General features: G+C 73.6%; 27 protein-coding genes. 14 read left to right on the top strand and 13 right to left on the bottom strand.

Annotation, left to right across the window (positions count from 1 at the left end; genetic code table 11):
- Positions 1 to 5 precede the first annotated feature (5 nt).
- Genes ACH5AO_RS30555 through ACH5AO_RS30545 form a run of 3 tightly spaced genes read left to right on the top strand, consistent with a single transcriptional unit; the run spans position 6 to position 2027 of the window.
- Entirely contained in the window at positions 6 to 461 is a 456-nt protein-coding gene (locus ACH5AO_RS30555) for a DUF2771 domain-containing protein (protein ID WP_398930384.1), read from the top strand.
- Positions 428 to 1183: a futalosine hydrolase gene (locus ACH5AO_RS30550; protein WP_398930259.1), complete on the top strand. Its 756-nt coding sequence runs from the start codon at positions 428 to 430 to the stop codon at positions 1181 to 1183. The genes ACH5AO_RS30555 and ACH5AO_RS30550 overlap by 34 nt, the downstream gene beginning before the upstream one ends.
- Complete coding sequence (locus tag ACH5AO_RS30545) at positions 1170 to 2027, top strand: 1,4-dihydroxy-6-naphthoate synthase (RefSeq protein WP_398930257.1); 858 nt, start codon at positions 1170 to 1172, stop codon at positions 2025 to 2027. Before ACH5AO_RS30550 ends, ACH5AO_RS30545 begins: the two co-directional genes overlap by 14 nt.
- A 7-nt stretch (positions 2028 to 2034) precedes the next feature.
- Here ACH5AO_RS30545 and ACH5AO_RS30540 read toward each other — a convergent pair whose 3' ends face one another.
- The gene (locus ACH5AO_RS30540) at positions 2035 to 2418 is read right to left on the bottom strand and encodes a cold-shock protein (protein WP_398930255.1); all 384 of its coding nucleotides are present in this window, start codon (positions 2416 to 2418) and stop codon (positions 2035 to 2037) included.
- Between the two features lie 164 nt (positions 2419 to 2582).
- Between ACH5AO_RS30540 and ACH5AO_RS30535 the strand changes: the two genes are divergently transcribed.
- A complete protein-coding gene (locus ACH5AO_RS30535) occupies positions 2583 to 2867 on the top strand; it encodes a hypothetical protein (RefSeq protein WP_398930253.1) in 285 nt (94 codons plus the stop codon).
- On the opposite strand, the gene ACH5AO_RS30530 is transcribed toward ACH5AO_RS30535, so the two are convergent.
- A complete protein-coding gene (locus ACH5AO_RS30530; protein ID WP_398930251.1) occupies positions 2849 to 3478 on the bottom strand; it encodes an HAD family hydrolase in 630 nt (209 codons plus the stop codon). The genes ACH5AO_RS30535 and ACH5AO_RS30530 overlap by 19 nt on opposite strands.
- Positions 3479 to 3981: 503 nt before the next feature.
- Positions 3982 to 5034: a hypothetical protein gene (locus tag ACH5AO_RS30525; RefSeq protein WP_398930249.1), complete on the bottom strand. Its 1053-nt coding sequence runs from the start codon at positions 5032 to 5034 to the stop codon at positions 3982 to 3984.
- Positions 5035 to 5151: 117 nt separating this feature from the next.
- Between ACH5AO_RS30525 and ACH5AO_RS30520 the strand changes: the two genes are divergently transcribed.
- From ACH5AO_RS30520 to ACH5AO_RS30510, 3 genes are all read left to right on the top strand, one after another.
- Positions 5152 to 7815, top strand: a complete 2664-nt coding sequence (locus ACH5AO_RS30520) for a helicase-associated domain-containing protein (RefSeq protein WP_398930247.1) — start codon at positions 5152 to 5154, stop codon at positions 7813 to 7815.
- A 435-nt stretch (positions 7816 to 8250) separates the two neighbouring features.
- A complete protein-coding gene (locus ACH5AO_RS30515) occupies positions 8251 to 8454 on the top strand; it encodes a hypothetical protein (RefSeq protein WP_398930245.1) in 204 nt (67 codons plus the stop codon).
- Positions 8455 to 8550: 96 nt separating this feature from the next.
- On the top strand, positions 8551 to 10194 hold the full coding sequence (locus ACH5AO_RS30510; RefSeq protein WP_030864522.1) for a DNA repair helicase XPB: 1644 nt from the start codon (positions 8551 to 8553) through the stop codon (positions 10192 to 10194).
- Between the two features lie 4 nt (positions 10195 to 10198).
- Here the strand turns inward: ACH5AO_RS30510 and ACH5AO_RS30505 are convergent, their stop codons facing one another.
- The 4 genes from ACH5AO_RS30505 to ACH5AO_RS30490 form a co-directional block, all read right to left on the bottom strand.
- Positions 10199 to 10582 carry a hypothetical protein gene (locus ACH5AO_RS30505; RefSeq protein ID WP_398930243.1) on the bottom strand — a complete coding sequence of 128 codons (384 nt, stop codon included), beginning with the start codon at positions 10580 to 10582 and terminating at the stop codon, positions 10199 to 10201.
- Positions 10583 to 10746: 164 nt separating this feature from the next.
- Complete coding sequence (locus ACH5AO_RS30500) at positions 10747 to 11538, bottom strand: ABC transporter permease (protein ID WP_398930241.1); 792 nt, start codon at positions 11536 to 11538, stop codon at positions 10747 to 10749.
- Positions 11535 to 12491, bottom strand: a complete 957-nt coding sequence (locus tag ACH5AO_RS30495) for an ATP-binding cassette domain-containing protein (protein ID WP_398930239.1) — start codon at positions 12489 to 12491, stop codon at positions 11535 to 11537. The genes ACH5AO_RS30500 and ACH5AO_RS30495 overlap by 4 nt, the downstream gene beginning before the upstream one ends.
- 29 nt (positions 12492 to 12520) lie before the next feature.
- A complete protein-coding gene (locus ACH5AO_RS30490; protein WP_398930237.1) occupies positions 12521 to 13189 on the bottom strand; it encodes a DUF4097 family beta strand repeat-containing protein in 669 nt (222 codons plus the stop codon).
- A 221-nt stretch (positions 13190 to 13410) separates the two neighbouring features.
- On the opposite strand from ACH5AO_RS30490, the gene ACH5AO_RS30485 reads away from it, so the two are divergent.
- Positions 13411 to 14166 (top strand): helix-turn-helix domain-containing protein, encoded by a 756-nt coding sequence (locus ACH5AO_RS30485; protein ID WP_398930382.1) that lies wholly within the window; start codon positions 13411 to 13413, stop codon positions 14164 to 14166.
- Between the two features lie 53 nt (positions 14167 to 14219).
- Here ACH5AO_RS30485 and ACH5AO_RS30480 read toward each other — a convergent pair whose 3' ends face one another.
- Both ACH5AO_RS30480 and ACH5AO_RS30475 read right to left on the bottom strand, forming a co-directional pair.
- The gene (locus ACH5AO_RS30480; RefSeq protein ID WP_398930235.1) at positions 14220 to 14405 is read right to left on the bottom strand and encodes a hypothetical protein; all 186 of its coding nucleotides are present in this window, start codon (positions 14403 to 14405) and stop codon (positions 14220 to 14222) included.
- A 116-nt stretch (positions 14406 to 14521) separates the two neighbouring features.
- Entirely contained in the window at positions 14522 to 15418 is an 897-nt protein-coding gene (locus tag ACH5AO_RS30475; protein WP_398930233.1) for an aldo/keto reductase family oxidoreductase, read from the bottom strand.
- Positions 15419 to 15511: 93 nt separating this feature from the next.
- Here ACH5AO_RS30475 and ACH5AO_RS30470 point away from each other — a divergent pair, with 93 nt between their 5' ends.
- Positions 15512 to 16399, top strand: coding sequence for a helix-turn-helix domain-containing protein (locus ACH5AO_RS30470; RefSeq protein ID WP_398930231.1), 888 nt, complete (start codon positions 15512 to 15514; stop codon positions 16397 to 16399).
- 215 nt (positions 16400 to 16614) lie between these two features.
- Entirely contained in the window at positions 16615 to 18708 is a 2094-nt protein-coding gene (locus ACH5AO_RS30465) for a HelD family protein (RefSeq protein WP_398930230.1), read from the top strand.
- Between the two features lie 332 nt (positions 18709 to 19040).
- Here ACH5AO_RS30465 and ACH5AO_RS30460 read toward each other — a convergent pair whose 3' ends face one another.
- Together ACH5AO_RS30460 and ACH5AO_RS30455 are read right to left on the bottom strand one after the other, a co-directional pair.
- Positions 19041 to 19730, bottom strand: coding sequence for a copper homeostasis protein CutC (locus tag ACH5AO_RS30460; RefSeq protein ID WP_398930228.1), 690 nt, complete (start codon positions 19728 to 19730; stop codon positions 19041 to 19043).
- Positions 19731 to 19825: 95 nt separating this feature from the next.
- On the bottom strand, positions 19826 to 20506 hold the full coding sequence (locus ACH5AO_RS30455; protein WP_398930226.1) for a maleylpyruvate isomerase family mycothiol-dependent enzyme: 681 nt from the start codon (positions 20504 to 20506) through the stop codon (positions 19826 to 19828).
- Between the two features lie 74 nt (positions 20507 to 20580).
- On the opposite strand from ACH5AO_RS30455, the gene ACH5AO_RS30450 reads away from it, so the two are divergent.
- Complete coding sequence (locus tag ACH5AO_RS30450; protein WP_398930224.1) at positions 20581 to 21243, top strand: hypothetical protein; 663 nt, start codon at positions 20581 to 20583, stop codon at positions 21241 to 21243.
- A gap of 34 nt (positions 21244 to 21277) precedes the next feature.
- Positions 21278 to 22339, top strand: a complete 1062-nt coding sequence (locus tag ACH5AO_RS30445) for a GNAT family N-acetyltransferase (protein ID WP_398930380.1) — start codon at positions 21278 to 21280, stop codon at positions 22337 to 22339.
- On the opposite strand, the gene ACH5AO_RS30440 is transcribed toward ACH5AO_RS30445, so the two are convergent.
- The gene (locus ACH5AO_RS30440) at positions 22321 to 22599 is read right to left on the bottom strand and encodes a DUF4031 domain-containing protein (RefSeq protein WP_217130146.1); all 279 of its coding nucleotides are present in this window, start codon (positions 22597 to 22599) and stop codon (positions 22321 to 22323) included. The genes ACH5AO_RS30445 and ACH5AO_RS30440 overlap by 19 nt on opposite strands.
- Positions 22596 to 23012 (bottom strand): hypothetical protein, encoded by a 417-nt coding sequence (locus ACH5AO_RS30435; protein WP_398930222.1) that lies wholly within the window; start codon positions 23010 to 23012, stop codon positions 22596 to 22598. The genes ACH5AO_RS30440 and ACH5AO_RS30435 overlap by 4 nt, the downstream gene beginning before the upstream one ends.
- 56 nt (positions 23013 to 23068) lie before the next feature.
- Between ACH5AO_RS30435 and ACH5AO_RS30430 the strand changes: the two genes are divergently transcribed.
- Together ACH5AO_RS30430 and murQ are read left to right on the top strand one after the other, a co-directional pair.
- Positions 23069 to 24019: a MurR/RpiR family transcriptional regulator gene (locus tag ACH5AO_RS30430; RefSeq protein WP_398930220.1), complete on the top strand. Its 951-nt coding sequence runs from the start codon at positions 23069 to 23071 to the stop codon at positions 24017 to 24019.
- Between the two features lie 125 nt (positions 24020 to 24144).
- Positions 24145 to 25074, top strand: coding sequence for an N-acetylmuramic acid 6-phosphate etherase (gene murQ, locus ACH5AO_RS30425; protein ID WP_398930218.1), 930 nt, complete (start codon positions 24145 to 24147; stop codon positions 25072 to 25074).
- The last annotated feature ends 45 nt before the right edge of the window (positions 25075 to 25119 follow it).

The raw sequence follows: 25119 nt of genomic DNA, 5'->3' as shown, positions 1-25119 counted from the left end.
CCGCTGTGCGACGCCGCCGCGCCGTCGCCGCCGCCGGCGCCGTATCCGCCGGACTGCTCGTCCTGGCCGCCTGTGACAAGCCGACGTCGATGGCCACCCTCACGGTGGGCAGCGACTCGGTGAGCTCGGAGGCCACCTGCGGTGGCGAGGGCAAGGCCCTGACCACCGACACCCTCAACAAGTGCCTGAAGGACAAGGGCATCGACGAGATCACCGTCGACGCCACCAAGGAAGTCCGCTTCGGCGTCGACCCGGAGATCGCCGACAACGGCTGGACCATCCTGATGAACGGCCGGCCGCTGGTCGACTCCAGCAAGAAGACCTACCAGGTCATCCCGGGCAGCGTGTTCTTCAACGCCCAGTACGGCGCCCAGGGCGGCTCGACCCTGGTGTCGATCAAGGAGGGCGAGGAGTCGACCACGGGCCTGTGGTCCTTCCGGCTGAAGAAGAAGGACGACTGATCACGTCGTCCTCACGCGTCCTCATCGCCACCGCGGTCCCCGTCGAGCGGGACGCGGTGGCCGGGGCGTTCCCGGGGGCGGCGAAGCAGGTGCGCCTCCCCGGGGTGAGCCTGGTCCGCACGGACGGCGGGTGCGATCTGGTGGCCACCGGCGTCGGCCCCGCCGCGGCCGCAGCCTCCACCGCCGCCGCGCTCACCGCCGCCGCACTCGACGGCGCCCCCTACCGTCTCGTCGTCTGCGCCGGCATCGGCGGGGGCTTCCAGCCCGAGGCGCCGGTCGGCTCGCTCGTCGTCTCCCGCACGATCGCCGTGGCCGATCTCGGCGCCGAGACCGCGGACGGTTTCCTCCCCGTCACCGAACTGGGCTTCGGGCACGTGGCGCACCACTCCCCGAGGTCACTCGTACGGGAGGCCGTCCGGGTGACGGGCGCCCTCCCCGGCACCGTCCTCACCGTCTCCACCGTCACCGGCACCGCCGCCCGCGCCGCCGGACTGCGGGCCCGGTACCCGAACGCCCTCGCCGAGGGCATGGAGGGCTTCGGCGTGGCCGAGGCGGCCGTCGCACAGGGGCGGCCCGTGCTGGAGGTGCGGGCGGTGTCGAACCCCGTCGGTCCGCGCGACCGCGCCGCCTGGCGCATCGGCGACGCCCTGACGGCCCTCACCGAGGGCTTCGGGAAGCTCGCGCCCGTCCTGGAAAGTTGGATTCAGCATGACCACCAGTGAGCAGCAGCGGCTGCGGATCGCCTACTCCCCCTGCCCGAACGACACCTTCGTCTTCGACGCCCTCGCCCACGGCCGCGTCCCCGGCGCGCCCGCCGTCGACGTGACGTTCGCCGACATCGACCTCACCAACGGCATGGCCGAGCGCGGTGAACTGGACGTGCTGAAGGTGTCGTACGCGGTGCTGCCGTACGTCCTCGACGAGTACGCGCTGCTGCCCTGCGGGGGCGCGCTGGGGCGGGGCTGCGGGCCGCTGGTGCTGACCCGGGAGGCCGGGACGGACCTGACCGGGCGTACGGTCGCCGTGCCGAGCGAGCGGTCGACGGCGTACCTGCTGTTCCGGCTGTGGGCGGCGGACGTCGTGCCGGGCGGGGTCGGGGAGATCGTCGTGATGCCGTTCCACGAGATCATGCCCGCCGTACGGGACGGGAAGGTCGACGCGGGGCTCGTCATCCACGAGGCGCGCTTCACGTACCAGGAGTACGGGCTCCACAAGCTCGCCGACATGGGTGAGCACTGGGAGCGGACCACCGGGCTGCCGATCCCGCTGGGCGCGATCATCGCGAAGCGGTCGCTGGGCGAGGAGACGCTGACGCGGCTCGCCGACTCCATTCGCACATCGGTGCGGATGGCCTGGGACGAGCCCGAGGTGTCGCGCCCGTACGTCATGGAGCACGCCCAGGAGATGGACCCGGCCGTCGCCGACCAGCACATCGGGCTGTACGTCAACGAGTTCACGGCCGGTCTCGGCGAGGACGGCTACGCGGCCGTACGAGGGCTGCTCACGCGCGCGGCGGCCGAGGGGCTGGTGCCGCCCCTCGGCCCGGACGCGCTGCGGTTCCCCTGAACCGGCCCTAGACGTCGAGCTGGTCGGCGACCGCGCGGAGCAGGCCGGCGATCTTCTTGCCGGAGGCGCGGTCGGGGTAGCGGTTGTTCTCCAGCTGGGGCGTGATGCTCTCCAGCAGGGTCGTCAGGTCCTGGACGATGGAGGCCAGCTCGTCCGGCTTCTTGCGCTGGGCCGCCGCGACCGACGGGGTCGGGTCCAGGACGGTCAGGGAGAGGGCCTGGTCGCCACGCTGCCCGGCGACCACGCCGAACTCCACGCGCTGGCCCGGCTTGAGGGCCTCGACTCCGGCCGGGAGGACCGAGGAATGCACGAAGACGTCGCCGCCGTCGTCACGGGAGAGAAAGCCGAAGCCCTTCTCGCTGTTGAACCACTTGACCTTGCCGGTGGGCACGTCTGTCCTCGTCCTCGTACTCGTCGGGAAAACTGCTTCGGAAATCGGCTCTCGATAGCACTCGGGCGGGCCCGATGACCCGCCGGTACCAAGGCTAATGGTCTTCAGGCCGGTGACAAGACGTCACCGGGTTGTTCCTTCGCGCTGGGAACTACCCTGGTCCGGTGCGTGACAAAACCCAAGCGAATTCCCCCGTGCCCGGTGACGGCCTGGTCCGTGCCGGTGGCATCGTCTTCTTCGTCGGCGCCGTGGCCACTCTGGTCACCGTGGCCCCGCTGCTCCTCGGGACGACGCCCTTTCCCACGTACATGTTCGGACTGAGCATGTTCATGGCCGTCGGATTCCTGATGGCGGGCGCGGGCGTACTGCGTTCCGTCGCGGCGGGCCGCCGTCAGGCGCGGGCGGGGCGGGTTTCCGCGCCTGTTTCCGGTCAGTTGTCCGAGCAGTAGTCCGAAAACCATCGGGGGAATTCCGTGAGGGCGGTGAGGACGACGTCCGCACCGGCCTCACGGAGCGCGTCGGGACCGTACGGGCCGGTGGCGACCGCGACGGACAGCGCGCCGGCGGCGCGCGCGCCGCGCACGTCGCCGAGGTGGTCGCCGACGTAGACGGTGGCCTCGTGCTCGCGCAGCGCCGCCGCCTTCCCCTCGGCCCACAGGTCGCCGATCACGGCGTCCGGCTCGATCCCGAGGTGGGCCAGGTGCAGCTTGGCGTTGGGCTCGTACTTGGCGGTGACGACGATCGCGCGCCCGCCCGCCTCCCGTACGGCCGCTATCGCCTCACGGGCGCCGGGCAGGGCGGGCGTGGCGGTGACGGCGTACTGCGGGTACATCGCCCGGTACAGGTCCGCCGTCTCCTCGATCCGCTCGGCCGGGAACCAGTGGGCCAGCTCGTCCGCCAGCGGCGGCCCGAGCCGGCTGACCGCGAGATCGGCGTCTATGTACGTCCCGGTCCGCTCGGCCAGTGCCAGGTAGCAGGCACGGATGCCGGGCCGGGAGTCGATGAGCGTCATGTCGAGGTCGAAGCCGACGGTGGGTGGGGGCGGGGTGGTGATGGCCATGCGCGCCATTGTGCCCACCGCCTGCGGCGGGCAGCCGTGCCGGCCGTAGCTGCGGGCAGTCGTGCCTCCCCCAGTGCCTTAAGGGCCTGGGAGGTACCCCCAGGGCGGCACGGGTGGGCGGTGGGGGTACCTCCCGCTCATGGGGGTCCCCCCGCTCGAGCGGAGTCGAGAGTGGGGGAGAAGTCGAGAGTGGGGGAGGCACCTGGCAAGCGCCGTGAGCGAAGCCGGACGCCCGGGTTGAATCGCCCCCGCCGCCCCTTCCCGTCCCGTCCCCGGGGGCGCCGCCCCCGGACCCCCGCTCCTCAAACGCCGGAGGGGCTGAGTTGAGCCCGAGGAGCTGGGTGGAGCCGGAGAGGCTGAGTTGAGCTGAGGACTGGGCCGAGCCGAGAGGCTGGGTCGAGCCGGAAGGGCTGGGGCAAGCCGGAAGGACTGGGTCGAGCCGAGGAGCTGGGTCGAGCCGGAAGGGCTGAGGCATGTCCGAGCGGTCGCCCTCCGCTGAGGAGTCAGCGTTGGCGCTGTGAGCGCCAGACCAGGAACAGGGCCGTGGCGAGGGCCGCGGCCCGGACGACCCACGGCCACGTCTCGGAGATCGCGTCGTTCATGTGGCCCTCGGGAACGGGCGTGCCCCAGCGGCCCTCCGCCCTGCCCCACAGCCAGACCACACCGCCCGCGAGCGCGAGGCCGGGGAGGATGCCCACCGCCCATTTGACCTCCGCCCGGGTCAGCCGGCGGGAGGCGTAGGCGATGAGCCAGCCCAGGATCAGGGCGCGCCAGTCACCGATCACGGTTCCCGCGACCAGCAGACCGGCGGCGAGCAGGAGCAGGGGGTTGCTCCAGCGGCCGGAGGGGAGGCGCGGGAGGAAGCGGCGGCGACGGGAAGCGGCGGGCTCCGCCTCGGGCTCGACGGGGACCGCGGCCGGATCGGGCGGCGTCTCCTCCTTCTCCCGCCCCGGGGGCGGCTTGAGGAGTTCGGGGATCTCCACGCCGCCGACGAAGCCCGGCACCTCGTCGCCGATGCCGAACGCGCTGTCGTCCACCCGCCACCAGTCGGGCCGGCCGGCGCCGTCGCCGAGTTCGTCCGTGCCGGCCCGGTGCGGCGGGGACGGCACGTCGGCGGGGGCGGGGTCGCCGTCCGGCGTCCCGACCGGGCGGGGACGGGGCAGGACCCGGCGCAGCACGCCCTTCGGACGGGCCCCGCGGGCCTCGCGGGCCTCGGTGCCCCGCGGCTCGGGCTCCCGCTGCACCGGGACGGCGGCGGGCGGCACGGGAGCGGCGCCCGGATCCGCGCGGGAGACGCCCACGGCCCCCACGGACCCCACGGACCCCTCGGCCTCCTCGGCCGCCGCGACGACCGCGGTCGGCGTGCCGAGGCGGGAGATGATGCGGCGGACCGCGGCGGGTGAGTCGACCACGGCCTTCGACCGGCGCCGGTCGATCTCGTCGCGCAGCTCGGCGACCAGCCGCATGCGGGCCGCCGACGGCAGCTGCCGCTGCTGCGCCACGTCGCCGACGCGGCTCAGAAACTCGTAGACGACCTGGTCGCTCTCGATACCCACGAAGTCCCCTCCGGGACGGATGCGTCGGGACACCGTCGCCCGACGGTACCGCGACCGAGGCCGGCCGGCCCAACTCCCGGCACTCCGGGGACGTACCCACCCGCTAACGTGAGACGGATGAGCACCGAGGAGTACCCCGCGGCGGCCCCCCGATCCCTCGCCGAGGACCTTCGGGGGCGGGACGACGCCTCCCTGACCGCGCTGCTGCGCAGCCGACCGGACCTCATCACGCCCGTGCCCACCGACCTCACCCAGCTCGCCACCCGCGCCGGCACCCGCGCCTCGGTCGTACGGGCGCTGGAGCGGCTGGACCGGTTCGCGCTGCAGACGGCGCAGGCGCTGGCCGTGGCGGCGGACCCGGCGTCGTACGGGGAACTGCTGGGGCTGCTGGCGGGCGACGACGGGGACCCGGCGGTCGCCGCCGCACTGCCGCACGCGCTCGGCGTCCTGCGCGAGCAGGCGCTGGTGTGGGGCGGGGACGAGCGGCTGCGGCTGGTGCGTACCGCCCGTGAGCTGCTGGCGCCGTCGCCGCAGCACCCGTCGCCGACCGGGCTGGGGCCGACGGTGCGGGAGGCCACCGCCGGGATGTCGCCGGGGCGGATCCAGGAGATCGTGACGACGGCGGGGCTGCCGTCCACGCACGACTCGGTGTCCGCCGTGGCCTCCCTGACCGCCCTGTTCGACGACCCGGCGCGGATGTCCGCGCTGCTCGACGAGGCGCCGGCCGAGTCGGTGGAGGTGCTGGAGCGGCTGGTGTGGGGCCCTCCGTACGGGCAGGTCACCGCCGATCCCGCGCCCCGACTGCGCTGGCTCCTCGACCGGGGACTGCTGCTGCCGACGGCGCCCGGGACGGTCGTACTGCCGCGCGAGGTGGCGCTGCGGCTGCGGGCCGGGCGGGCGCACCGGACACCGGAGCCGGTGCCGCCGCCGGTCGAGGCCGCCGCCACGTACCGCCCGCAGGTGGTGGACGCGACGGCGGCCGGGCAGGCGTACACGGCGCTGTCGACCGTCGAGGAGCTGCTGAAGGACTGGCACGAGGGAGGCCCCGCGGTGCTGCGGGCCGGCGGGCTGAGCGTGCGGGACCTGAAGCGGACCGCCGTCGCGCTGGACGTGACCGAGCCGGTGGCCGCGTTCTGGGTGGAACTCGCCTACACGGCCGGGCTGCTGGCCTCCGACGGGGAGGCCGACGAGCGGTACGCGGCGACCCCGGCGTACGACGAGTGGCGCGAGCGGCCCGCCGCGGAGCGGTGGGCGCACCTGGTCACGGCGTGGCTGGCGGCGACGCGCACGCCGGGACTGGCCGGGGGGCGGGACGCGAAGGACCGCACGCTGTCGGCCCTGGGCCCGGGCCTGGACCGTTCGGTGGCCCCGGAGGTACGGCACCGGGTCCTGACCCTGCTGGCCGGGCTCCCGGAGGGGGCCGCACCGGCCCCCGAGTCGGTCCTGGCACGGCTGCGCTGGGAACGCCCGCCGCGCGGCGGCGGACGGGGCTCCGCCGGCCCGGTCCCTTCGGAGGCGGGGAGTTCGTCGGGGGCGGGGGGTTCGTCCGGGGCGGGTGGCTCTCCGGGAGCGGGAAGCTCGTTCGGGGCGGTGGAGGGCTCCTCGGGGGTGGAGGGTGAGGACCTGCGGGCGCGGATCGCCCGGTGGACGCTCTCCGAGGCGGAGATGCTCGGGATCACCGGGCGCGGCGCCCTGTCCGCGCACGGGCGGGCGCTGATCGGCGCGCCCGCGGCCAGGCGTGCGGAGGCGGAGCCCGAGGGTCCGGGTGACAAGCTGCCCGTGCGGCACCGGCCCGCCCCGGTGCCGGCGCCGCTCTCCCCCGCCGAGCAGGCCGCGGCCACCGCCGCCGCCACCCGCCTGCTCGCGCCGCTGCTGCCCGAACCGCTGGACCACGTGCTCCTCCAGGCCGACCTGACGGCGGTGGCGCCGGGCCCGCTGGAGCGTCCGCTCGCCGACGTGCTCGGGGTTCTCGCGGACGTGGAGTCGAAGGGTGGCGCGACCGTCTACCGGTTCACGCCCGGCTCGGTACGGCGTGCCCTCGACGCCGGGCAGACCGCCTCCGACCTGCACGCCTTCCTCGCCGCGCACTCCCGTACGCCGGTGCCGCAGCCGCTGGCGTACCTCATCGACGACGTCGCCCGCAGGCACGGGCACCTGCGGGTGGGCGCCGCCTCGGCGTACGTCCGCTGCGACGACGACGCGGTGCTCAACGAGATCCTCGCCGACAAGCGGGCCGCCGGGCTGGGCCTGCGCCGGCTGGCGCCGACCGTGCTGGCCGCGCAGGCCGGTCCGGCCGGTCTGCTGGAAGGGCTGCGCGCGATGGGGTTCGCCCCGGCCGCCGAGTCGGCGGAGGGCGATGTGGTGATCGCCCGGGCCGACGCCCACCGCACCCCGCCGCGCACCCCTCCCGCGCCGGTCCCGGAGGGGCCGCCGGTCCCCGACGACACCCTGCTCGCGGCGGCGCTCCGCGCCGTCCGCGCCGGCGACCTCGCCTCCACCGCCCCGCGCAGACCGGCCGCCGGGGGCGAACCGGACCGCGGGGAGCTGCCCCGTACGACCGCCGCCGAGACCCTCGCCACCGTGCAGGCCGCCGTCCTCACCGGCGAGGCGCTGTGGATCGGCTACGTCAACGCCGAGGGCGGCGCCAGCCAGCGCGTCATCGCCCCGGTCCGGGTCGAGGGCGGCTTCGTCACGGCGTACGACCACACGGCGGACGAGGTGCGTACGTATCCGCTGCACAGGATCACGGGGGTCGCGGAGCTCGCGGACGACGAGGGTTGACCCGTTCGGGTGTACGGCGGGCTTCATGCACGCCACGCCGGGGATGTCGCTCCGTCGGGCGAGCTCGCGGGCCTTTCCGCATCATGCGGCGGACCGTGGGCAGCCACTGTGTGTCCTGGACGGGCCGGGGACCACGGCGGCCCGTCCGCACTCGACAGAAAGGAAGTCCCATGCGTGCCGTTCGTCGTGTCGCCGCCGTGCTGACCTCCACGGCCGTGCTGCTCGGAGCGTTCGCGGCCGAGGCCGCCGCGGTCGGGATCGACCTCGGCGGGGGTGTGACCTTCTGACACGTTCCGCGTCCTGACACGTGTCTCGTTCTGACACGCGTCCCGTTCCGATCCGTTCCTCGTTCTGATCCGTTCCTCGTTCAAGCGGGCCGGCCCCTCGTCCCCCGGGACCGGCCCGTCCCGCCGACCGAAGACGAAAGGGTGTCCCGTGCCTTCCACGTTCCGTGCGGTGGCCGCGTTCCGTGCGGTGGCCGTCTGCCTCTCCGCTCTCGCGCTCGTCGCGGTGCTCACCCCGGCCGCCGCCGCGCTGCCGTTGCCGTTCCCGGCCGCCGGAGGGGGGCCGCTCCTCACCGAGGGGGTGGCCGTCGAGGGGCCGCTGGTGAACAACCTCACGCTGCCCCCGCTGAAGTAGCGCGGTCCGCTCAGGACCGCGAGCGCGCGCGATCGGGCAGACTGGAGGTTTGGCCGCAGTGCCCGTGCCGAGCCCGTCGCAGAAAGGCAGCCGCGCGTGAATGGTCCGCTCATCGTCCAGTCCGACAAGACCCTGCTCCTCGAGGTCGACCACGAGCAGGCCGACGACTGCCGCCGTGTCATCGCGCCGTTCGCCGAGCTGGAGCGGGCGCCCGAGCACATCCACACCTACCGGGTGACCCCGCTCGGCCTGTGGAACGCGCGGGCGGCCGGGCACGACGCCGAGCAGGTCGTGGACGCGCTGGTGCAGTACAGCCGCTACCCGGTGCCGCACGCGCTGCTCGTCGACATCGCCGACACCATGGACCGCTACGGCCGGCTCAGCCTGCACAAGCACCCGGCGCACGGCCTGGTCCTCACCAGCACCGACCGGCCCGTGCTGGAGGAGGTGCTGCGCTCCAAGCGCATCGCGCCGCTCGTCGGCGCCCGCATCGACCCGGACACGGTGGTCGTGCACCCCTCCGAGCGCGGGCAGATCAAGCAGACGCTGCTGAAGCTGGGCTGGCCGGCCGAGGACCTCGCCGGGTACGTGGACGGCGAGGCGCACCCCATCGAGCTGGTCGAGGACGGGTGGGCGTTGCGCCCGTACCAGAAGCAGGCCGTGGAGAACTTCTGGCACGGCGGCTCCGGTGTGGTCGTCCTGCCCTGCGGCGCGGGCAAGACGCTGGTCGGCGCGGGTTCGATGGCGCAGGCGAAGTCGACGACGCTGATCCTGGTCACCAACACCGTCTCGGCGCGGCAGTGGAAGCACGAGCTGGTGAAGCGGACCTCGCTGACCGAGGACGAGATCGGCGAGTACAGCGGGACGCGGAAGGAGATCCGGCCCGTCACCATCGCCACCTACCAGGTGCTGACGACGAAGCGGAAGGGCATCTACCCCCACCTGGAGCTGTTCGACTCCCGGGACTGGGGCCTGATCCTCTACGACGAGGTGCACCTGCTGCCCGCGCCGGTCTTCAAGTTCACCGCCGATCTCCAGGCCCGGCGGCGGCTCGGCCTGACGGCGACCCTGGTGCGGGAGGACGGCCGTGAGTCGGACGTGTTCTCGCTGATCGGCCCGAAGCGGTTCGACGCGCCGTGGAAGGAGATCGAGGCGCAGGGCTACATCGCCCCGGCCGACTGCGTGGAGGTCCGGGTCAACCTCACCGACTCCGAGCGGCTGGCGTACGCGACGGCGGAGCAGGAGGAGAAGTACCGCTTCTGTTCGACGACGGCGACCAAGCAGAAGGTGACGGAGGCGATCGTCCGGCGGTTCGCGGGGCAGCAGATCCTCGTCATCGGGCAGTACATCGACCAGCTGGACGAGCTGGGCGAGCACCTGGACGCGCCGGTGATCAAGGGCGAGACGTCGAACGCCCAGCGGGAGAAGCTGTTCGACGCGTTCCGGGAGGGCGAGATCAACGTCCTGGTGGTGTCCAAGGTCGCGAACTTCTCGATCGACCTGCCGGAGGCGACGGTCGCCATCCAGGTGTCGGGCACCTTCGGGTCGCGGCAGGAGGAGGCGCAGCGGCTCGGCCGGGTGCTGCGGCCCAAGGCGGACGGGCACCAGGCCCACTTCTACTCCGTGGTCGCCCGGGACACCATCGACCAGGACTTCGCGGCGCACCGGCAGCGGTTCCTGGCGGAGCAGGGGTACGCGTACCGGATCATGGACGCGGACGAGCTGCTCACCGAGGGCTGACCGGTCACCCCTCGGGCAGGTTGAACACCAGCGCCAGGACGAACAGCCAGGGCAGCAGCGACAGGCCCGCCAGCCAGGCCCGCGGCACCGACCAGCGGCGGGTCCAGGGCAGCAGCCAGGAGGCCAGCCAGGCGCCGCCCGCGAGGAGGCCGCCGTAGAACAGGGTTCCGAAGATCATGTTCAGTGCGGTCGTCAGCGCCTGCGAGCAGTCGTCGGGTCCGCAGCTGTCGGTCGCCATCACGGACAGTCCGCCGAACAGGAACGCCACGGGTGCCAGCAGTCCCCCGAGCACGGTCGCGACGGTGGGCGCCACCCAGGCGTGCGGGTCCCGCTCGGCCCGTTCCTGCCAGGCGGACGGGACGGGGGCGGCGGCGTGGTGGTGGCTCATACGGCCAGTGAAGCGGCCGGGCGGTGGCCGGCGCACCGGCGCGGGTACTCAGCGGGGCGCGTCGGCGTACTCAGACGCCGAAGGGGCGGCGTGCGCCGACGTGGTGTCGGAGTACGCCGCCCCTGGAGCCGGAGCGCGGGACCTGGTGCGTCCCCTCATGAGGGCTACTTCGGGTCCTGGGCGAACCTGGCGGCCGACCAGAAGTAGCCGAGGACCGCCAGGCCCAGGCACCAGGCCACGGCCAGCCATCCGTTGTGGCCGATCTCCGTGCCGAGCAGCAGCCCGCGCAGGGTCTCGATGGCGGGCGTGAAGGGCTGGTACTCGGCGATCGGCTGGAACCAGCCCGGCATCCCGTCGACCGGGACGAAGGCGCTGGACAGCAGCGGCAGCAGGATCAGCGGCATCGCGTTGTTGCTGGCGGCCTCGGCGTTCGGGCTGACCAGGCCCATGCCGACGGCGATCCAGGTGAGCGCCAGGGAGAACAGCACCAGCAGCCCGAACGCGGCCAGCCACTCCAGGGCCGTGGCGTCCGTGGAGCGGAAGCCGATGGCCACGCCGACTGCGCCGACGAGGACCACGCTGGCGACCGACTGCAGCACGCTGCCGATGACGTGCCCGATGAGCACGGAGCCCCGGTGGATGGCCATGGTGCGGAAGCGGGCGATGATGCCCTCGGTCATGTCGTTGGAGACGGAGACCGCGGTGCCGATCGTGGTGGAGCCGATGGTCATCAGCAGCAGACCGGGCACGATGTAGGCGATGTACGCGGACCGGTCGCCTCCGCCGTCCCCGAGGCCGGCGCTCATCGCGTCGCCGAAGATGTAGACGAAGAGCAGCAGCAGCATGATCGGCGTGAGCAGCAGGTTCAGGGTGAGGGACGGGTAGCGCCGGGCGTGCAGGAGGTTGCGGCGCAGCATGGTGGACGAGTCGCGGACGGCGAGGGCGAGGTTGCTCATCGGACGGTCTCCTTGGGCTGGGCGGGGACGGTGGCGGGGCCGGTGAGGGCGAAGAACACGTCGTCGAGGTCGGGGGTGTGGACGGTGAGTTCGTCGGCTTCGATACCGGCGGCGTCCAGGTGGTCGAGGATGGAGCGCAGTTCGCGCTGGGTGCCGTCGCTGGGGAGCTGGAGGGCGAGGGCGTCGTCGTCCCGGGTGGCCTCGGTCAGCGTGGTGGCGGCGGTGCGGTAGGCGGCCGGGTCGGTGAAGCGGAGGCGGACGTGGCCGCCGGGGACGATCCGCTTGAGTTCGCCGGCGGTGCCCTCGGCGGCGATCCTGCCGTCGTGCAGTACGGCGATGCGGTCGGCGAGCTGGTCGGCCTCCTCCAGGTACTGGGTGGTGAGGAAGACGGTGACGCCGCCGGTGACGAGCTCGCGGATGATCTGCCACATGGTGTGGCGGGAGCGGGGGTCGAGTCCGGTGGTCGGTTCGTCGAGGAAGATGATCCGCGGGGAGCCGACCAGGGTCATGGCGATGTCGAGGCGGCGCTTCATGCCGCCGGAGTAGGTGGAGGCGGGCTTCTTTGCGGCCTCCACCAGGTCGAACCGCTCCAGCAGTTCGGCGGCCACCCGCCGCCCCTCACGGCGGGAGAGGTGGTGCAGGTCCGCCATCAGGAGCATGTTCTCCTCGCCGGTGATCAGACCGTCCACGGCGGAGAACTGGCCGGTGACCCCGATCGCGGCGCGCACGGCCTGCGGGTCGGTGGCGAGGTCGTGGCCGGCGACGCGCAGGTCGCCGGCGTCCGCGGTGACGAGGGTGGAGAGGATCTTGACGACGGTGGTCTTGCCGGCTCCGTTCGGGCCGAGCAGGGAGAAGATCGTGCCTTCCGGGACGGTCAGGTCGACGCCGTCGAGGACGGTCTTGTCGCCGTAGGACTTGCGCAGCCCGTGCGCCGCGATGGCCAAGCCGGTCATGAGGGGTTCTCCTTCGGGTGCCGTGGGGGTCACAGGCTGCGGGCGGTGATGTCGCCGTAGGCGGTGGTCGCGTGGAAGGCCAGGCCGGCGGCGGCGCCGTCGGTGTTGTTGAGCGTGTTGTGGACCCGGCCGTAGCCGGTGCCGGCGTCGAGGGAGGCGGAGACCCCGGGTGCGGCGCCGACGGAGATGTCGCCGTGCTCGGTGCGCAGCGTGACCGTGCCGCGCACGGCCTCGGTGACGTGGATATCGCCCTTCTGGGTGCTGATCTCGGCGGGACCGCCCAGGCGGCCGACCGAGACGTCGCCGTCGAGGACGGTGAGGCGGGCGCTCGCGGTCTCGTCGAGCTTGACCGGGCCCTGCGCGCCCTCGAAGACGACGTCGCCGAGCCGTCCGACACCCCGCAGCTCCGCGCCGGCGGTCTTCGCCTCGACGTGGGAGCCGGTGGGCAGCTGGACGGTGATCTCCACGGACCCGGACGGGCCGAGGAGCTGGTTCTTCGCCGGCCAGCCGTCGATCCGCAGGACGCCGTCGCCGTATTCGACCCTGGTCTGCTCCGCCGCCTTCGTGTCGCGGCTCTTCCCGGCGTCCGCGGGCAGGACCTCGACCACGGTGTCGGTCCGGTCGGCGGCGATGAACCGGATGCGGCCGGCGGGGACGTCGAGGGTGACGGAGATGGGGGCGGGGGTGTCGAACCGCATGGTGCGCTCCTTCGGGTCGTTGTTTCTAACACCGGAAACGCTACGTTGCGTTCATAGTTACGGCAACAGCTTCGTTGCACAGGAAGAAGATTTACGCAGCTCACAGTCGCAATATCGTTGCAACGGTTTGAAATCTAACGCAACGAACGAGCCTGATTCGTTGCAATGGATTGAGGGTGAACGCTATGCTGGAGCCACCACGGACCACGAAGGAGACCGCGTTGCCAGGAGGCAGGCTCACCCAGCAGGAACGCCAGCAGATCGCGACGGGACTGGCCGACGGGCTCGCCTACGCGGAGATCGCCCGGGGTCTGGACCGCCCCACCTCGACGATCACACGCGAGGTGATGCGCAACGGCGGCCCCGCCGGTTACCGCGCGGACCTGGCCCACCGCGCCACCGAGCACCGCGCCCACCGGCGCAGAAAGACCGCATCCCGGGGACCGAAGGCGCTCCAGGAGGAGCACGGGCGCGACGCGGAGGCCGTGCGCGCGTACGAGGAGACGCTCACCACCGTCTTCATAGCGACGGGCACGCCGAAAATGATGGCCAGGGTCATGTCCTGCCTGACCCTCACCGACAGCGGCAGCCTCACCGCCGCCGAACTCGCCCGGCGCCTCGAGGTCTCCCCGGCGTCCATCTCCAAGGCGGTCACGTTCCTGGAGGAACAGGGGCTCATCCGCCGGGAACGCGAAGAAGGCCGCCGTGAGCGCTACGTCGTCGACGACGACATCTGGCACCAGTCGATGATCGCCAGCGCCCGGTCCACCGCCCAGGTCGCCGAGACCTCACGGCAGGGCGTCGGCGTCATGGGGCGCGGCACACCGGCCGCCACGCGCCTGGAGAACATCGCTCGCTACCTCGACTTCATCTCGGAGGCGATCACCCGCGCCGCCGAGCAGGCCCGCGAGGTCCTCCACACGAAACCCGAAGGAACCTCGGACGGCACCGCCGGGCCGCGCCCGGATCACGGGTAGCCGGCCGGCCGCGGGCGCGACGGCCGCCGTGCGGGGGCGGAGGAAGGCGCCGCCTACCTGCGGCGGACGCCCGCCTCCTCGTCGTACTCACCGAGGATCATCACGTCGAAGGCGGCGCCGAGGAACACCCTCACGGCGCGCAGGGCACCACCGAGGCGGTACGGGTGACCGCCCGGGGCCGGGGCCGCGCCGGTCGGCCGCACCGGCGGTGTGGTGGGGTGGAGGATCGCTGCGCTCATGCCTCCATGGTTGCCGTCCGCCCCCGGCACGGGCATCGGCCGGAGGGACCGGCCCGCGGGCCCTCCGCGTACACCTCCGGAACGACCCCTCCCCCTCGGGCGGGACGGGACGTCCCCTAGGGGGCGGCGGATCGGCGGCCGATCGTGTCCAGCTCGGCGAGGTCCTCCTCGGACAGGGTCAGGCCCGCGCCGGTGATGTTCTCCCGCAGGTGCGCCACCGACGAGGTCCCGGGGATGAGCAGGATGTTGGGCGACCGGTGCAGCAGCCAGGCCAGGGCGACCGACATCGGGCGGGCGCCGAGCCGGGCGGCCACGGCCGAGAGCACCGAGGACTGCAGGGGGGTGAAGCCACCCAGCGGGAAGAACGGCACGTAGGCGACGCCCTGCTCGGCGAGCCGGTCGACGAGGTCGTCGTCCTGGCGGTGGGCGAGGTTGTAGAGGTTCTGCACGCAGACGAACGGGGCGATGGTCCGCGCCTCGGCGATCTGGTCGGCGGTGGCGTTGCTCAGGCCGAGGTGGCGGATCAGGCCCTGCCGCTGGAGGTCGACGAGGGTCCCGTAGGCCTCGGCGAGCGAGCCGGGCCGCGGGCCCGTGGCGTCGCCGAGGCGGAGGTTGACGAGGTCCAGCGTCTCGACGCCGAGGGCTTCGAGGTTGCTGTGGACGGCCCGGCGCAGGTCGTCCGGTTCACGGGCCGGGGGCCAGCCGCCCTGTGCGTCGCGGACCGCGCCGACCTTGGTCACGAGGTGCAGCGAGTCGGGGTAGGGGTGCAGCGCTTCGCGGATCAGCCGGTTGGTGACGTGCGGTCCGTAGGCGTCGGCGGTGTCGATGTGGGTGATGCCGAGGCGTACGGCCTCGCGCAGCACCGCGAGGGCGCCGTCGTGGTCGGCCGGCGGCCCCATCACGCCGGGGCCGGTCAGCTGCATGGCCCCGTAGCCGAACCGGGTGACGGTCAGGTCCCCCATCGTCCAGGTGCCACCGGGGAGGGACGGGGTGGATGTGGTCGGAGTGCTCATGCCCCCACCGTCCACGCCCCCGGCCGGCCCGCCCAGGTTCCTGCCGATCCTGGGAGTGACAGGGACAGGGACGGGCGGCACCGCGCGCCTAGCATGGGGGACATGCCTGAGGAGAACCTGCTCGGTGACTACCTCCGGGCGCGCCGGGAGCTGGTGACGCCCGAGGACATCGGACTGCCGGTGCACGGGATACGCCGGGTGCCGGGGCTGCGCCGGGAGGAGGTGGCCATGCTCGCCGGGATCAGCTCCGACTACTACCTGCGGCTCGAGCAGGGCCGCGACCGCAACCCGTCGGCGCAGGTCCTCGACGCGCTGGCCCGGGTGTTCCGGCTCGACGACACCGCCACGGGCTACCTCCACCAGCTCGCCGCGCCACGCCCCCGCACCCGCCGCCGGCCCCGGCGACGGACCGTTCCGCCGGCCACCGCACAGCTGCTCGGGGCGATCGGGCTGCCGGCCTTCGTGACGGACCGGACCCTCGACGTGATCGCGGCCAACGCGCTCGCCACCGCGCTGGTCCCGAGCGTACGGGTGGGGGAGAACCGGCTCCGGTCGTTCTTCCTCGACCCCGCCGAGCAGGCGCTGCACACGGACTGGACGCACACGGCGGCCCGGTGCGTCGCCGCGTTCCGCCGACGGCTCGGGTCGGACGTCGACGACCCGCGGGTCGTCCAGCTCGTCGGCGAACTGTCCCTGGCCAGCGAGGAGTTCCGGCGGGTGTGGGCACGCCACGACGTGCGGCCGCCGGGCAACGGGACGATCGGGATGAACCATCCGCAGGTCGGCCGGCTGAACCTCACCATGTCGAAACTGGACGTCGACGGCTCCGACGGGATGACGCTCGCGCTCTACCACGCCGAGCCGGGGACCGAGGACGCCGAGCGGCTCGCCCTGCTCGCCTCGCTGACCACGGGTCCGGGGCGACGGCCGGTCGGCGTGCCCGGCGTACGGGACACGGACGGTACGGCGCGTACGAGCTGACCGGGGCGGCCACGAGAGCGCACCCGCCCCGCCGTCCCATCTGGCGCCCCGTCCGCCGCTTCACCCGGCGTGCAAAACCGTTTGGACCGCACCGGCCCGGCGTCCTAGAATCTCCGCTCTTCCCCCGCCTCCCCTCACGGAGCGCCGCCGTCCGGACGGAAACCGGCCGGCATTTCGCCGCAGCAACCAGCAGCAGGTCCCCCGGAGGCACCCCCTTGCCCGCGTCCACACCGGTAGACAAGCCCGTAGACGAGCCCGTAGACGGCTCCGCGACCACCCTCGCGGACGATCCGCTCGCCCGCGAACGCTCCCACCTCGCCGCATCCCGTTCCGCGCTGCGCGCCATGCGCGAGGACGTCGAGGCCCTCGACATCAGCGACGTCACCGCGAACTGGGTCAACGCGGCCGCGCTGGCGCACCAGATCGAGGAGCGCGTCAAGGCGCTGGCCGACCTCAGCGACACCCCGCTGTTCTTCGGCCGCCTCGACTACCTGCACTCCCCCGGCGCCGAACAGGCCGAGGGCGCGGAGGGCGAGAGCTTCTACATCGGGCGCCGACATGTGCACGACGCGGACGGCGACCCGATGGTGATCGACTGGCGTGCGCCGGTGTCGCAGCCGTTCTACCGGGCGTCCAAGAAGGACCCGCAGGACATCGCGCTGCGCCGCCGCTTCGGCTACACCGGTGGCGACCTCACCGCGTACGAGGACGAGCACCTCTCCGACCCCGCGGAGGCTGCGACCACCAGCAGGCTGCTCCAGCAGGAGATCGAGCGCCCGCGCGTCGGCCCGATGCGGGACATCGTCGCCACGATCCAGCCGGAGCAGGACGAGATCGTACGGTCGGGGCTGTCCGGCAGCGTGTGCGTGCAGGGAGGTCCGGGCACCGGGAAGACGGCCGTCGGCCTGCACCGGGTCGCCTACCTCCTCTACGCCCATCGCGAGCGGCTGGCCCGCACCGGCACGCTGGTCGTCGGGCCGAACCGGTCCTTCCTGCACTACATCGAGCAGGTGCTGCCCGCGCTGGGCGAGCTGACGGTGGCGCAGGCCACGGTGGACGACCTGGTGGCGCACGTGGAGGTGCGCGGGACGGACGACGCGAGCGCGGCGGTGGTCAAGGGCGACGCCCGGATGGCGGAGGTCCTGCGCCGGGCCCTCTACTCCCACGTCACGATGCCCACCGAGCCGGTCGTGGTCGTGCGCGGCTCACGCCGCTGGCGGGTCCCGGCGTACGAACTGGAGGAGATCGTCCGGCAGTTGCTCGACCGCGACATCCGCTACGGGGCCGCCCGCGACGCCCTGCCGCAGCGCATCGCGCACGCCGTGCTGGTGCAGATGGAGCGGGCGGGCGAGGCACCGGACGACAGGGTGCAGGACGCGGTGGCCCGCAACGCGGCGGTGAAGGCGGCGGTGAAGGCGGTCTGGCCGGCCGTCGACCCGGCGAAACTGGTGCTGCGGCTGCTGAGCGACCCGGAGTTCCTTGCGGAGCACGCGGAGGGCCTGCTCGACGAGCAGGAGCGGAAGACGATCCTGTGGGCGAAGCCCGCCCGCTCGGTGAAGTCGGCGAAGTGGTCGGCGGCGGACGCGGTGCTGATCGACGAGGCGACCGACCTCGTCCAGCGCACGCACTCCCTCGGACACGTGGTGCTCGACGAGGCGCAGGACCTGTCCCCCATGCAGTACCGGGCGGTGGGCCGCCGCTGCACGACCGGTTCGGCGACCGTCCTCGGCGACCTGGCCCAGGGCACCACGCCGTGGGCGACGCGCAGTTGGGACGAGGCCCTGCTCCACCTGGGCAAACAGGACGCGGTGATCGAGGAGTTGACGGCCGGTTTCCGCGTCCCCACGGACGTCATCACCTACGCCTCCCGGCTCCTCCCCCACATCGCGCCGGGTCTGACCCCGGTGGTGTCGATCCGCGAGAACCCGGGCTTCTTCGAGGTCCGCCGGTCCTCAGGCCCGGACGACGTGCTCACCGCGTGCCGCGAACTGCTGTCTCGCGAGGGCTCGGTGGGCCTGATCGCGGCGGACGCCCGCGTCCCGGAGCTGGCGGATGCGCTGACGGCGGCGGGCATCACGTACGTCGCCCCCGGCGAGGAGACGACCCACGCCACCCGCCTGACCCTGGTCCCCGCCTCCCTGGCGAAGGGCCTGGAGTACGACTACGTGGTCCTGGACGAACCCCGCGCGGTGGTGGACGCCGAACCGGACGAACGCACCGGCCTGCGCCGCCTGTACGTGGCCCTCACCCGAGCGGTCTCAGGCCTGATCGTGACCCACACGACCCCCCTGCCGACCCAACTGACGTAACGCACCCACAGGCAGCCATGGCCACGGGCAGCCGTAGCCGCAGGCAGCCGCATGCCGCCGTAGTCGCGGGCAGTCGTGCCTCCCCCAGTGCCTTAAGGGCCTGGGAGGTACCCCCAGGGCGATGGGGGTCCCCCCGCCCGAGCGCAGCCGAGAGTGGGGGAGGGTGGGCGGTGGGGGTACCTCCCGCTCATGGGGGTCCCCCCGCTCGAGCGGAGTCGAGAGTGGGGGAGAAGCCGAGAGTGGGGGAGGCACCCCGCAAGCGCCGGGCGTCGCGACCCACCCCCGCCCGGCAACAGCCCCGCCCAGCCACCCCCGTCAAAAAGGAGCCCCGCTCAACCCCCCAGCACCCGCCGCCACTCGGCGACGGCTTCCGCCGACACGGGCCCGCCCCACCCCCCGGGACGGGCCGCCCCGCCGATGTGAAAGGCATCGATCCCGGCCTTCAGCAACAACGGCACGTGCTCCAGCCGCAACCCGCCCCCCACCAGCAACCGCTGCCCGTACCCCGGCTCCCCCCGCCGCCCCGCCTCCGCGAGCAGCGTCGGCATCCCCGCGTCGACCCCCTCGGCCGCCCCGGCCGTCAGGTACGTGTCCAGGCCGGGGAAGTCCGCGAGCTGCTTGCGCAGGGCGTCCCGGTCGGCGGCCCGGTCGATGGCCCGGTGGAACGTCCACCGGCACCCCTCCAGCACACCGGCGACCCGCTCCACCGCCCCCAGGTCCACGGCCCCGCCCGCGTCGAGGAACCCGAGCACGAACTCCTCCGCCCCGGCCTCGCGCATCGCGCGCGCGGCAGCCACCAGCCGCTCGACGTCCCCCGCGGCGAACCCGTCCGCCAGCCGCAGCATCACCCGCGCCGGGATGTCCACGGCCGCCCGGATCCCCGCGACCGTCGCCGCCGAGGGCGTCAGTCCGTCCGCCGCCATGTCGGTCACCAGCTCGAGGCGGTCCGCACCTCCGGCCTGGGCGGCCACCGCGTCCTCGACGTCGAGGGCGATCACCTCCAGGACTGCACGCTTGCTCATGGGGCCCCATTCCTCGGCGTCAGACGGCGGCTACAGGTCTAGTCCAATCCAAGACTACGCCCGACCACCGGTCCGGGGCCGCCCCTCCCCTCCCCTCACCCCCCGAAGATGTTCAGCTCCGCCGCCTCCACCCCGGCCAGCTCGTACGCGGCACCGTCCACCGGACGCCCCGCGTACAGCCGTACGAGCGTCGGCCCGTCGCCGATGTAGCGGGCCGGGGGACGGTCCCCCGTGGCGTCGCCCAGGCGCAGCGGCTCGTCGGCGTCGTCGAGGTCGGCGTGCAGCGGCAGGTGGCCCTTCCGGCCGGTCACCTGGCCCAGCAGGGCGAGCGCGTACGGCAACCCCGCGCCCGCGTACGCGCCCTGTTCCCCGAGCGCGACCCGTACGTCCCCGGCGTGCACCCACTCGCCCAGCGCGAGGGCGTCCAGCGCCCCGTCCGCCCCGGCGATCACGGGCCCCGCCCCGGTCATCCCGCGCTCCAGCTCGTCCACGACCCGGGCGTTCGTCCACCCGGCCCGCTCGGCGATGTCCCGCTCATTGCTCTCGGGCGAGAACGCCCCTTCCCCGAACCGCCGCTCCAGGACCCGGGTGAACGCGGCCGAGCAGTGCGCCAGCACGTCCCGCACCGTCCACCCCGGACACGCCGCCACCGGCAACGCGAAGTCCGCGTCGTCGCGCCCCCGCAGCAACGGGACCAGCGCGTCCCGCTCGACGGCCAACAACCGCCCCGGCAGCTCCGGGTCCCGTACGTTCCGCACATCCGCAGGAGTCGTCATACCGCCCACGCTAGTGCGGCGGGGGCGCGCGGCCCACTGGACGTCGGCCGGCGGCCGGGGCGGACAATGGGCCCATGGCCGACACCGACGCCCTGCGTGACCGCTGGCTGCTCACCCTCCTCTCGGCACGGGACGGCGCGTGCTTCCCCGAGCCGTACCAGTACGCCGACGCCTTGCTGCGCCGCTGGTCGGAGCCCCAGCGGCGCTACCACACGCTCACCCACCTGACCGCCGTCCTGGACCACATCGACGTGCTGGAGGAGTACGCCGACGACCCGGACGTCGTACGGCTCGCCGCCTGGTTCCACGACGCGGTCTACCTGCCGGACCGGTCCACCAACGAGGAGCGGTCCGCCCGGCTCGCCGAGCGCGCGCTGCCGGAGGCCGGGGTGCCCGCGGAGAAGACCGCCGAGGTGGCCCGGCTGGTGCGGCTCACCGTCACGCACGACCCGGCCGACGACGACCGGGACGGGCAGGTGCTGTGCGACGCCGACCTGGCGATCCTCGCCGCGCCGCCGTCGTCGTACGCCGCCTACACCGCCGCCGTCCGCGAGGAGTACCACTTCGTGCCGAACGAGGCGTTCCGCGCGGGACGGGCCGAGGTGCTGCGGCGACTCCTCGCCCTGCCACGCCTGTTCCGCACCCCGTACGGGCGGGAGCACTGGGAGGCCACCGCCCGCCACAACATGCGCGGCGAGCTGGAAATGCTGTCGACCGCGCCCGCGCCGCCCGCCTAGCCTGCCCCGCATGCGTGCTGTGGGAGCGGAACAGGTGGAGGAAGCCGTCGCGGACTGCGTGGCGGCGCTGGGGGCGGTCACCGACCGGGATTGGACGGGGGTGCGGGCCGGGCGGCTGGAGTGGAGCTGCCGGAAGACGGCGGCGCACATCGCGAGCGATCTCATCGCGTACGCGGGACAGCTCGCCGGACGGGCCCGGAACGCGTACGTGCCCTTCGAGATCACGCTCGAGGGAAGCGAGGACGGCCTGGACGCCGCCGACAACGCGGGCACCCTCCAGGTGATCACCACGACCGGCGCCCTGCTCGCCGCCGCCGTCCGCACCACCCCGCGCGCGGTCCGCGCCTTCCACCCGTACCCGTTCCGGCACGCGAACCGTGAGGGCTTCGCCGCGATGGGCGTCGCCGAGGTGCTGCTGCACACGCACGACATCGCCGAGGGAATGGGCATCGGCTACGAGCCGCCGGCCGAACTGGCCTCCTTCGCCCTCACCCGGATCTTCCCGCGGGTCCAGCCGGGGCCCACGCCGTGGCGGACGCTGCTGTGGGCCACCGGGCGCGGTGATCTGCCGGGCCGGGAGCCCGTCACCGGGTGGCGCTGGAGCAACAACCCGGTGCTCCGGTCGGAGCGGCTGGCCCTGGAGGGCGTCACCCCGGCGACCGCCGCCGACCTGTCCCTGGCGGGTGACGGCGGTCACGAGTGGGTCGGCGGGGCCGCCGCCGACGGCACCCGCGAAGGCGCCGGGATCATGGTCCGGCAGTACGAGGAGGGCGTGTTCCACCCGGAGTGGGGCATGTACGTGCTGGTCCGGCGGGACGACGACCGCGCGGTGGGCGCGATGGGCTTCCACGGTGTCCCGGACGGGGACGGCCGCGTGGAGATCGGCTACGACCTGGTCGTGGGCGCCCGCGGCCACGGTTACGCCACCGAGGCGCTGCGCACGCTGTCGCGCTGGGCGCTGGAGCAGGACGGCGTACGGACGGTGGCCGCCGTCGTCGAGCAGGAGAACGTGCCCTCGCAGAAGGTCGTCACCCGGGCCGGTTTCACCGAGGTGTCCCGGCAGGAGGGGCAGATCTCCTACGAACTCCGGGGCTGAGCCGCGCCCTTGCGGCGCCGCAGCCCCGCCCCGTGCAGCAGCCGCACCACCTCGCGGCTGCTGACCTCGACCGCCCCGGCGCGCACCGCGTCGGCGTACCGGTGCCGGGGGATGTCGTAGTGGTCGCGTTCGAAGGCGCGGCGGGGGACGCCCAGGCGGTCGGCGAAGGCGTGCAGTTCGTCGTAGGAGAGGTCGCTGACGAGGTGGGACCACATCCGGCCGTGGCCCGGCCAGGTGGGCGGGTCGATGTAGACGGTCACGAGGAGCCCGCTCCGCCCGCGGCCCCGTCCAGTCCGCCCACGGCCGCGACCCTCACGCCCGCCTTGTGGCACACCCAGTGCGGATCGGGGCCGAGTTCCGGCTCCACGTCCAGCGCGTGCGGGTCGCCGGTGCCGCAGACCGGGCACAGCGGCCAGCGGCCGTACCGTTCCAGCAGGGCGTCCTGTACGTCCTGGGCGACCAGGCCGGCCAGGAACCCGGCGCCGTCCGGCCACTGCTCCACCCACCAGCGCCGGTGCGTGACGGACTCCTCGACGAGGGAGACCACGTCCGCCTCGGCGGCCTCGCGCGCGACCAGATCGGCGAGCACGAGGGCGCGTGCCGCGTGCAAGGCTTGTTCCAGGGGGTTGATTGGGTGGGGTCCGGGGGCGCCGGGTTCGCCGTGGGGGTCCATGTCCCCATTGTGCGCACTCTTGACCACACGACCGGAACGAAAATATCTTTCATACCGTGACCCGTGAAGTGAAGGAAATTTTCGGAAACGGTCCGGGCGGCGGTACGCCTGCCGTGCCCGCCCCTCCCGCGCCCGCCGCCCTGGCGGCCAAGGTGCGCACGCTGGCGCCGTCGATGACCCGTTCCATGCAGCGGGTCGCCGAGGCCGTCGTCGACGACCCGGCCGGCTGCGCGGCCCTCACGGTCACCGGGCTCGCCGAACTCACCGGCACCAGCGAGGCCACCGTCGTCCGCACCGCCCGCCTGCTCGGCTACCCCGGCTACCGCGACCTGCGCCTCGCGCTGGCCGGGCTCGCCGCCCAGCAGCAGTCCGGGCGCGCGCCCGCCATCACCACCGACATCGCGGTGGACGATTCCCTGGCCGACGTCGTGGCGAAACTCGCCTACGACGAGCAGCAGACCCTCGCCGACACCGCGGCCGGACTGGACACCGTGCAGCTCGCGGCGGCCGTGACCGCCCTGGCCGGGGCCCGCCGCACCGATGTGTACGGCGTCGGCGCGTCGGGGCTCGTCGCCCAGGACCTCACCCAGAAGCTGCTGCGCATAGGCCTGCTGGCGCACGCCCACAGCGACCCGCACCTCGCCGTCACCAACGCGGTGCAGCTGCGGTCGGGCGACGTGGCGATCGCCATCACGCACTCCGGGTCGACCGGGGACGTCATCGAACCGCTCCGGGTCGCCTTCGAGCACGGGGCGACGACGGTGGCGGTCACCGGACGTCCGGACGGTCCCGTCACGCAGTACGCCGACCACGTCCTGACCACGTCCACGGCACGGGAGAGCGAGCTGCGGCCGGCCGCGATGTCGTCCCGGACGGGACAACTGCTGGTGGTGGACTGTCTGTTCGTGGGGGTCGCCCAGCGGACGTACGAGTCGGCGGCGCCGGCGCTGTCCGCGTCGTACGAAGCGCTGGCGCACCGGCACCGGGTGCCTCGTAAGAGCCCCTAGGGGCTGGTCCTGTGCTTCGACCGCGGCCGGTCCGGGGCCGGTCGCGCCCACGCGGCGGAGCCGCACACGTCACAGCCCCGCGCCCCTGGGGGAGCTCTCCCACCCCGAGCTGGAAAGTCACCGTCATGTCTACTTCTCACCACGACCTTCGCGCCCAGCTGGAGACACTGACCACCGAGGCGTTCCGGCCCGAGCTGGCGGACGTCGACCGGTTGCCGACCCTCGACATCGCGCGGCTGATGAACGGCGAGGACGCCACCGTGGCCGGTGCCGTGGCCGAACAGGTGCCGGCGATCGCCGCCGCCATCGACGCCGTCGCCGAGCGGATGGCCCGCGGCGGACGGCTGGTCTACGCGGGCGCCGGTACCGCCGGCCGGCTGGGGGTGCTGGACGCCTCCGAGTGCCCGCCCACCTTCAACACCGACCCGGCGCGGGTCGTCGGCCTGATCGCGGGCGGCCCCGACGCCCTGGTCACCTCGGTGGAGGGCGCCGAGGACTCGCGCGAGCTGGCCGAGTCCGACCTGGCCGCGCTGGAGCTGACCGCCGACGACACGGTGGTCGGGGTCTCCGCCTCCGGCCGCACCCCGTACGCGGTCGGCGCCGTCGCGTACGCCCGTGCGCGCGGCGCCCTCACCGTGGGGCTGGCCTGCAACCGGGGCAGTGCGCTGGCGGCGGCCGCCGAGCACGGCATCGAGGTCGTCGTCGGCCCGGAGTTCCTCACCGGCTCCACGCGTCTGAAGGCCGGTACGGCGCAGAAGCTGGTGCTGAACATGCTGTCGACGATCACGATGATCCGGCTCGGCAAGACGTACGGGAACCTGATGGTCGACGTGCGGGCCTCCAACGAGAAGCTGCGCGCCCGTTCCCGCCGCATCGTCGCGCAGGCGACGGGCGCGGCGGACGACGACGTCGAGCGCGCCCTGGCCGCCACGGGCGGCGAGGTCAAGGACGCGATCCTGGTCGTCCTGGCGGACGTGGACGGCCCGACGGCCGCCCGCCTGCTCGCGGAGTCCGACGGCCACCTGCGGGCGGCGCTCGCCAGGGCGCGGGAGTAGCACAAGCCCGTGGGCGGATACTGGAGAGCACCCGACCCGGAGACG

The organism is Streptomyces sp. NPDC018964 (assembly GCF_044390325.1).
Taxonomy (GTDB): domain Bacteria; phylum Actinomycetota; class Actinomycetes; order Streptomycetales; family Streptomycetaceae; genus Streptomyces.
The sequence above is the reverse complement of the archived record's forward strand: the minus strand, read 5'-3'. Positions and strand labels throughout refer to the sequence as shown.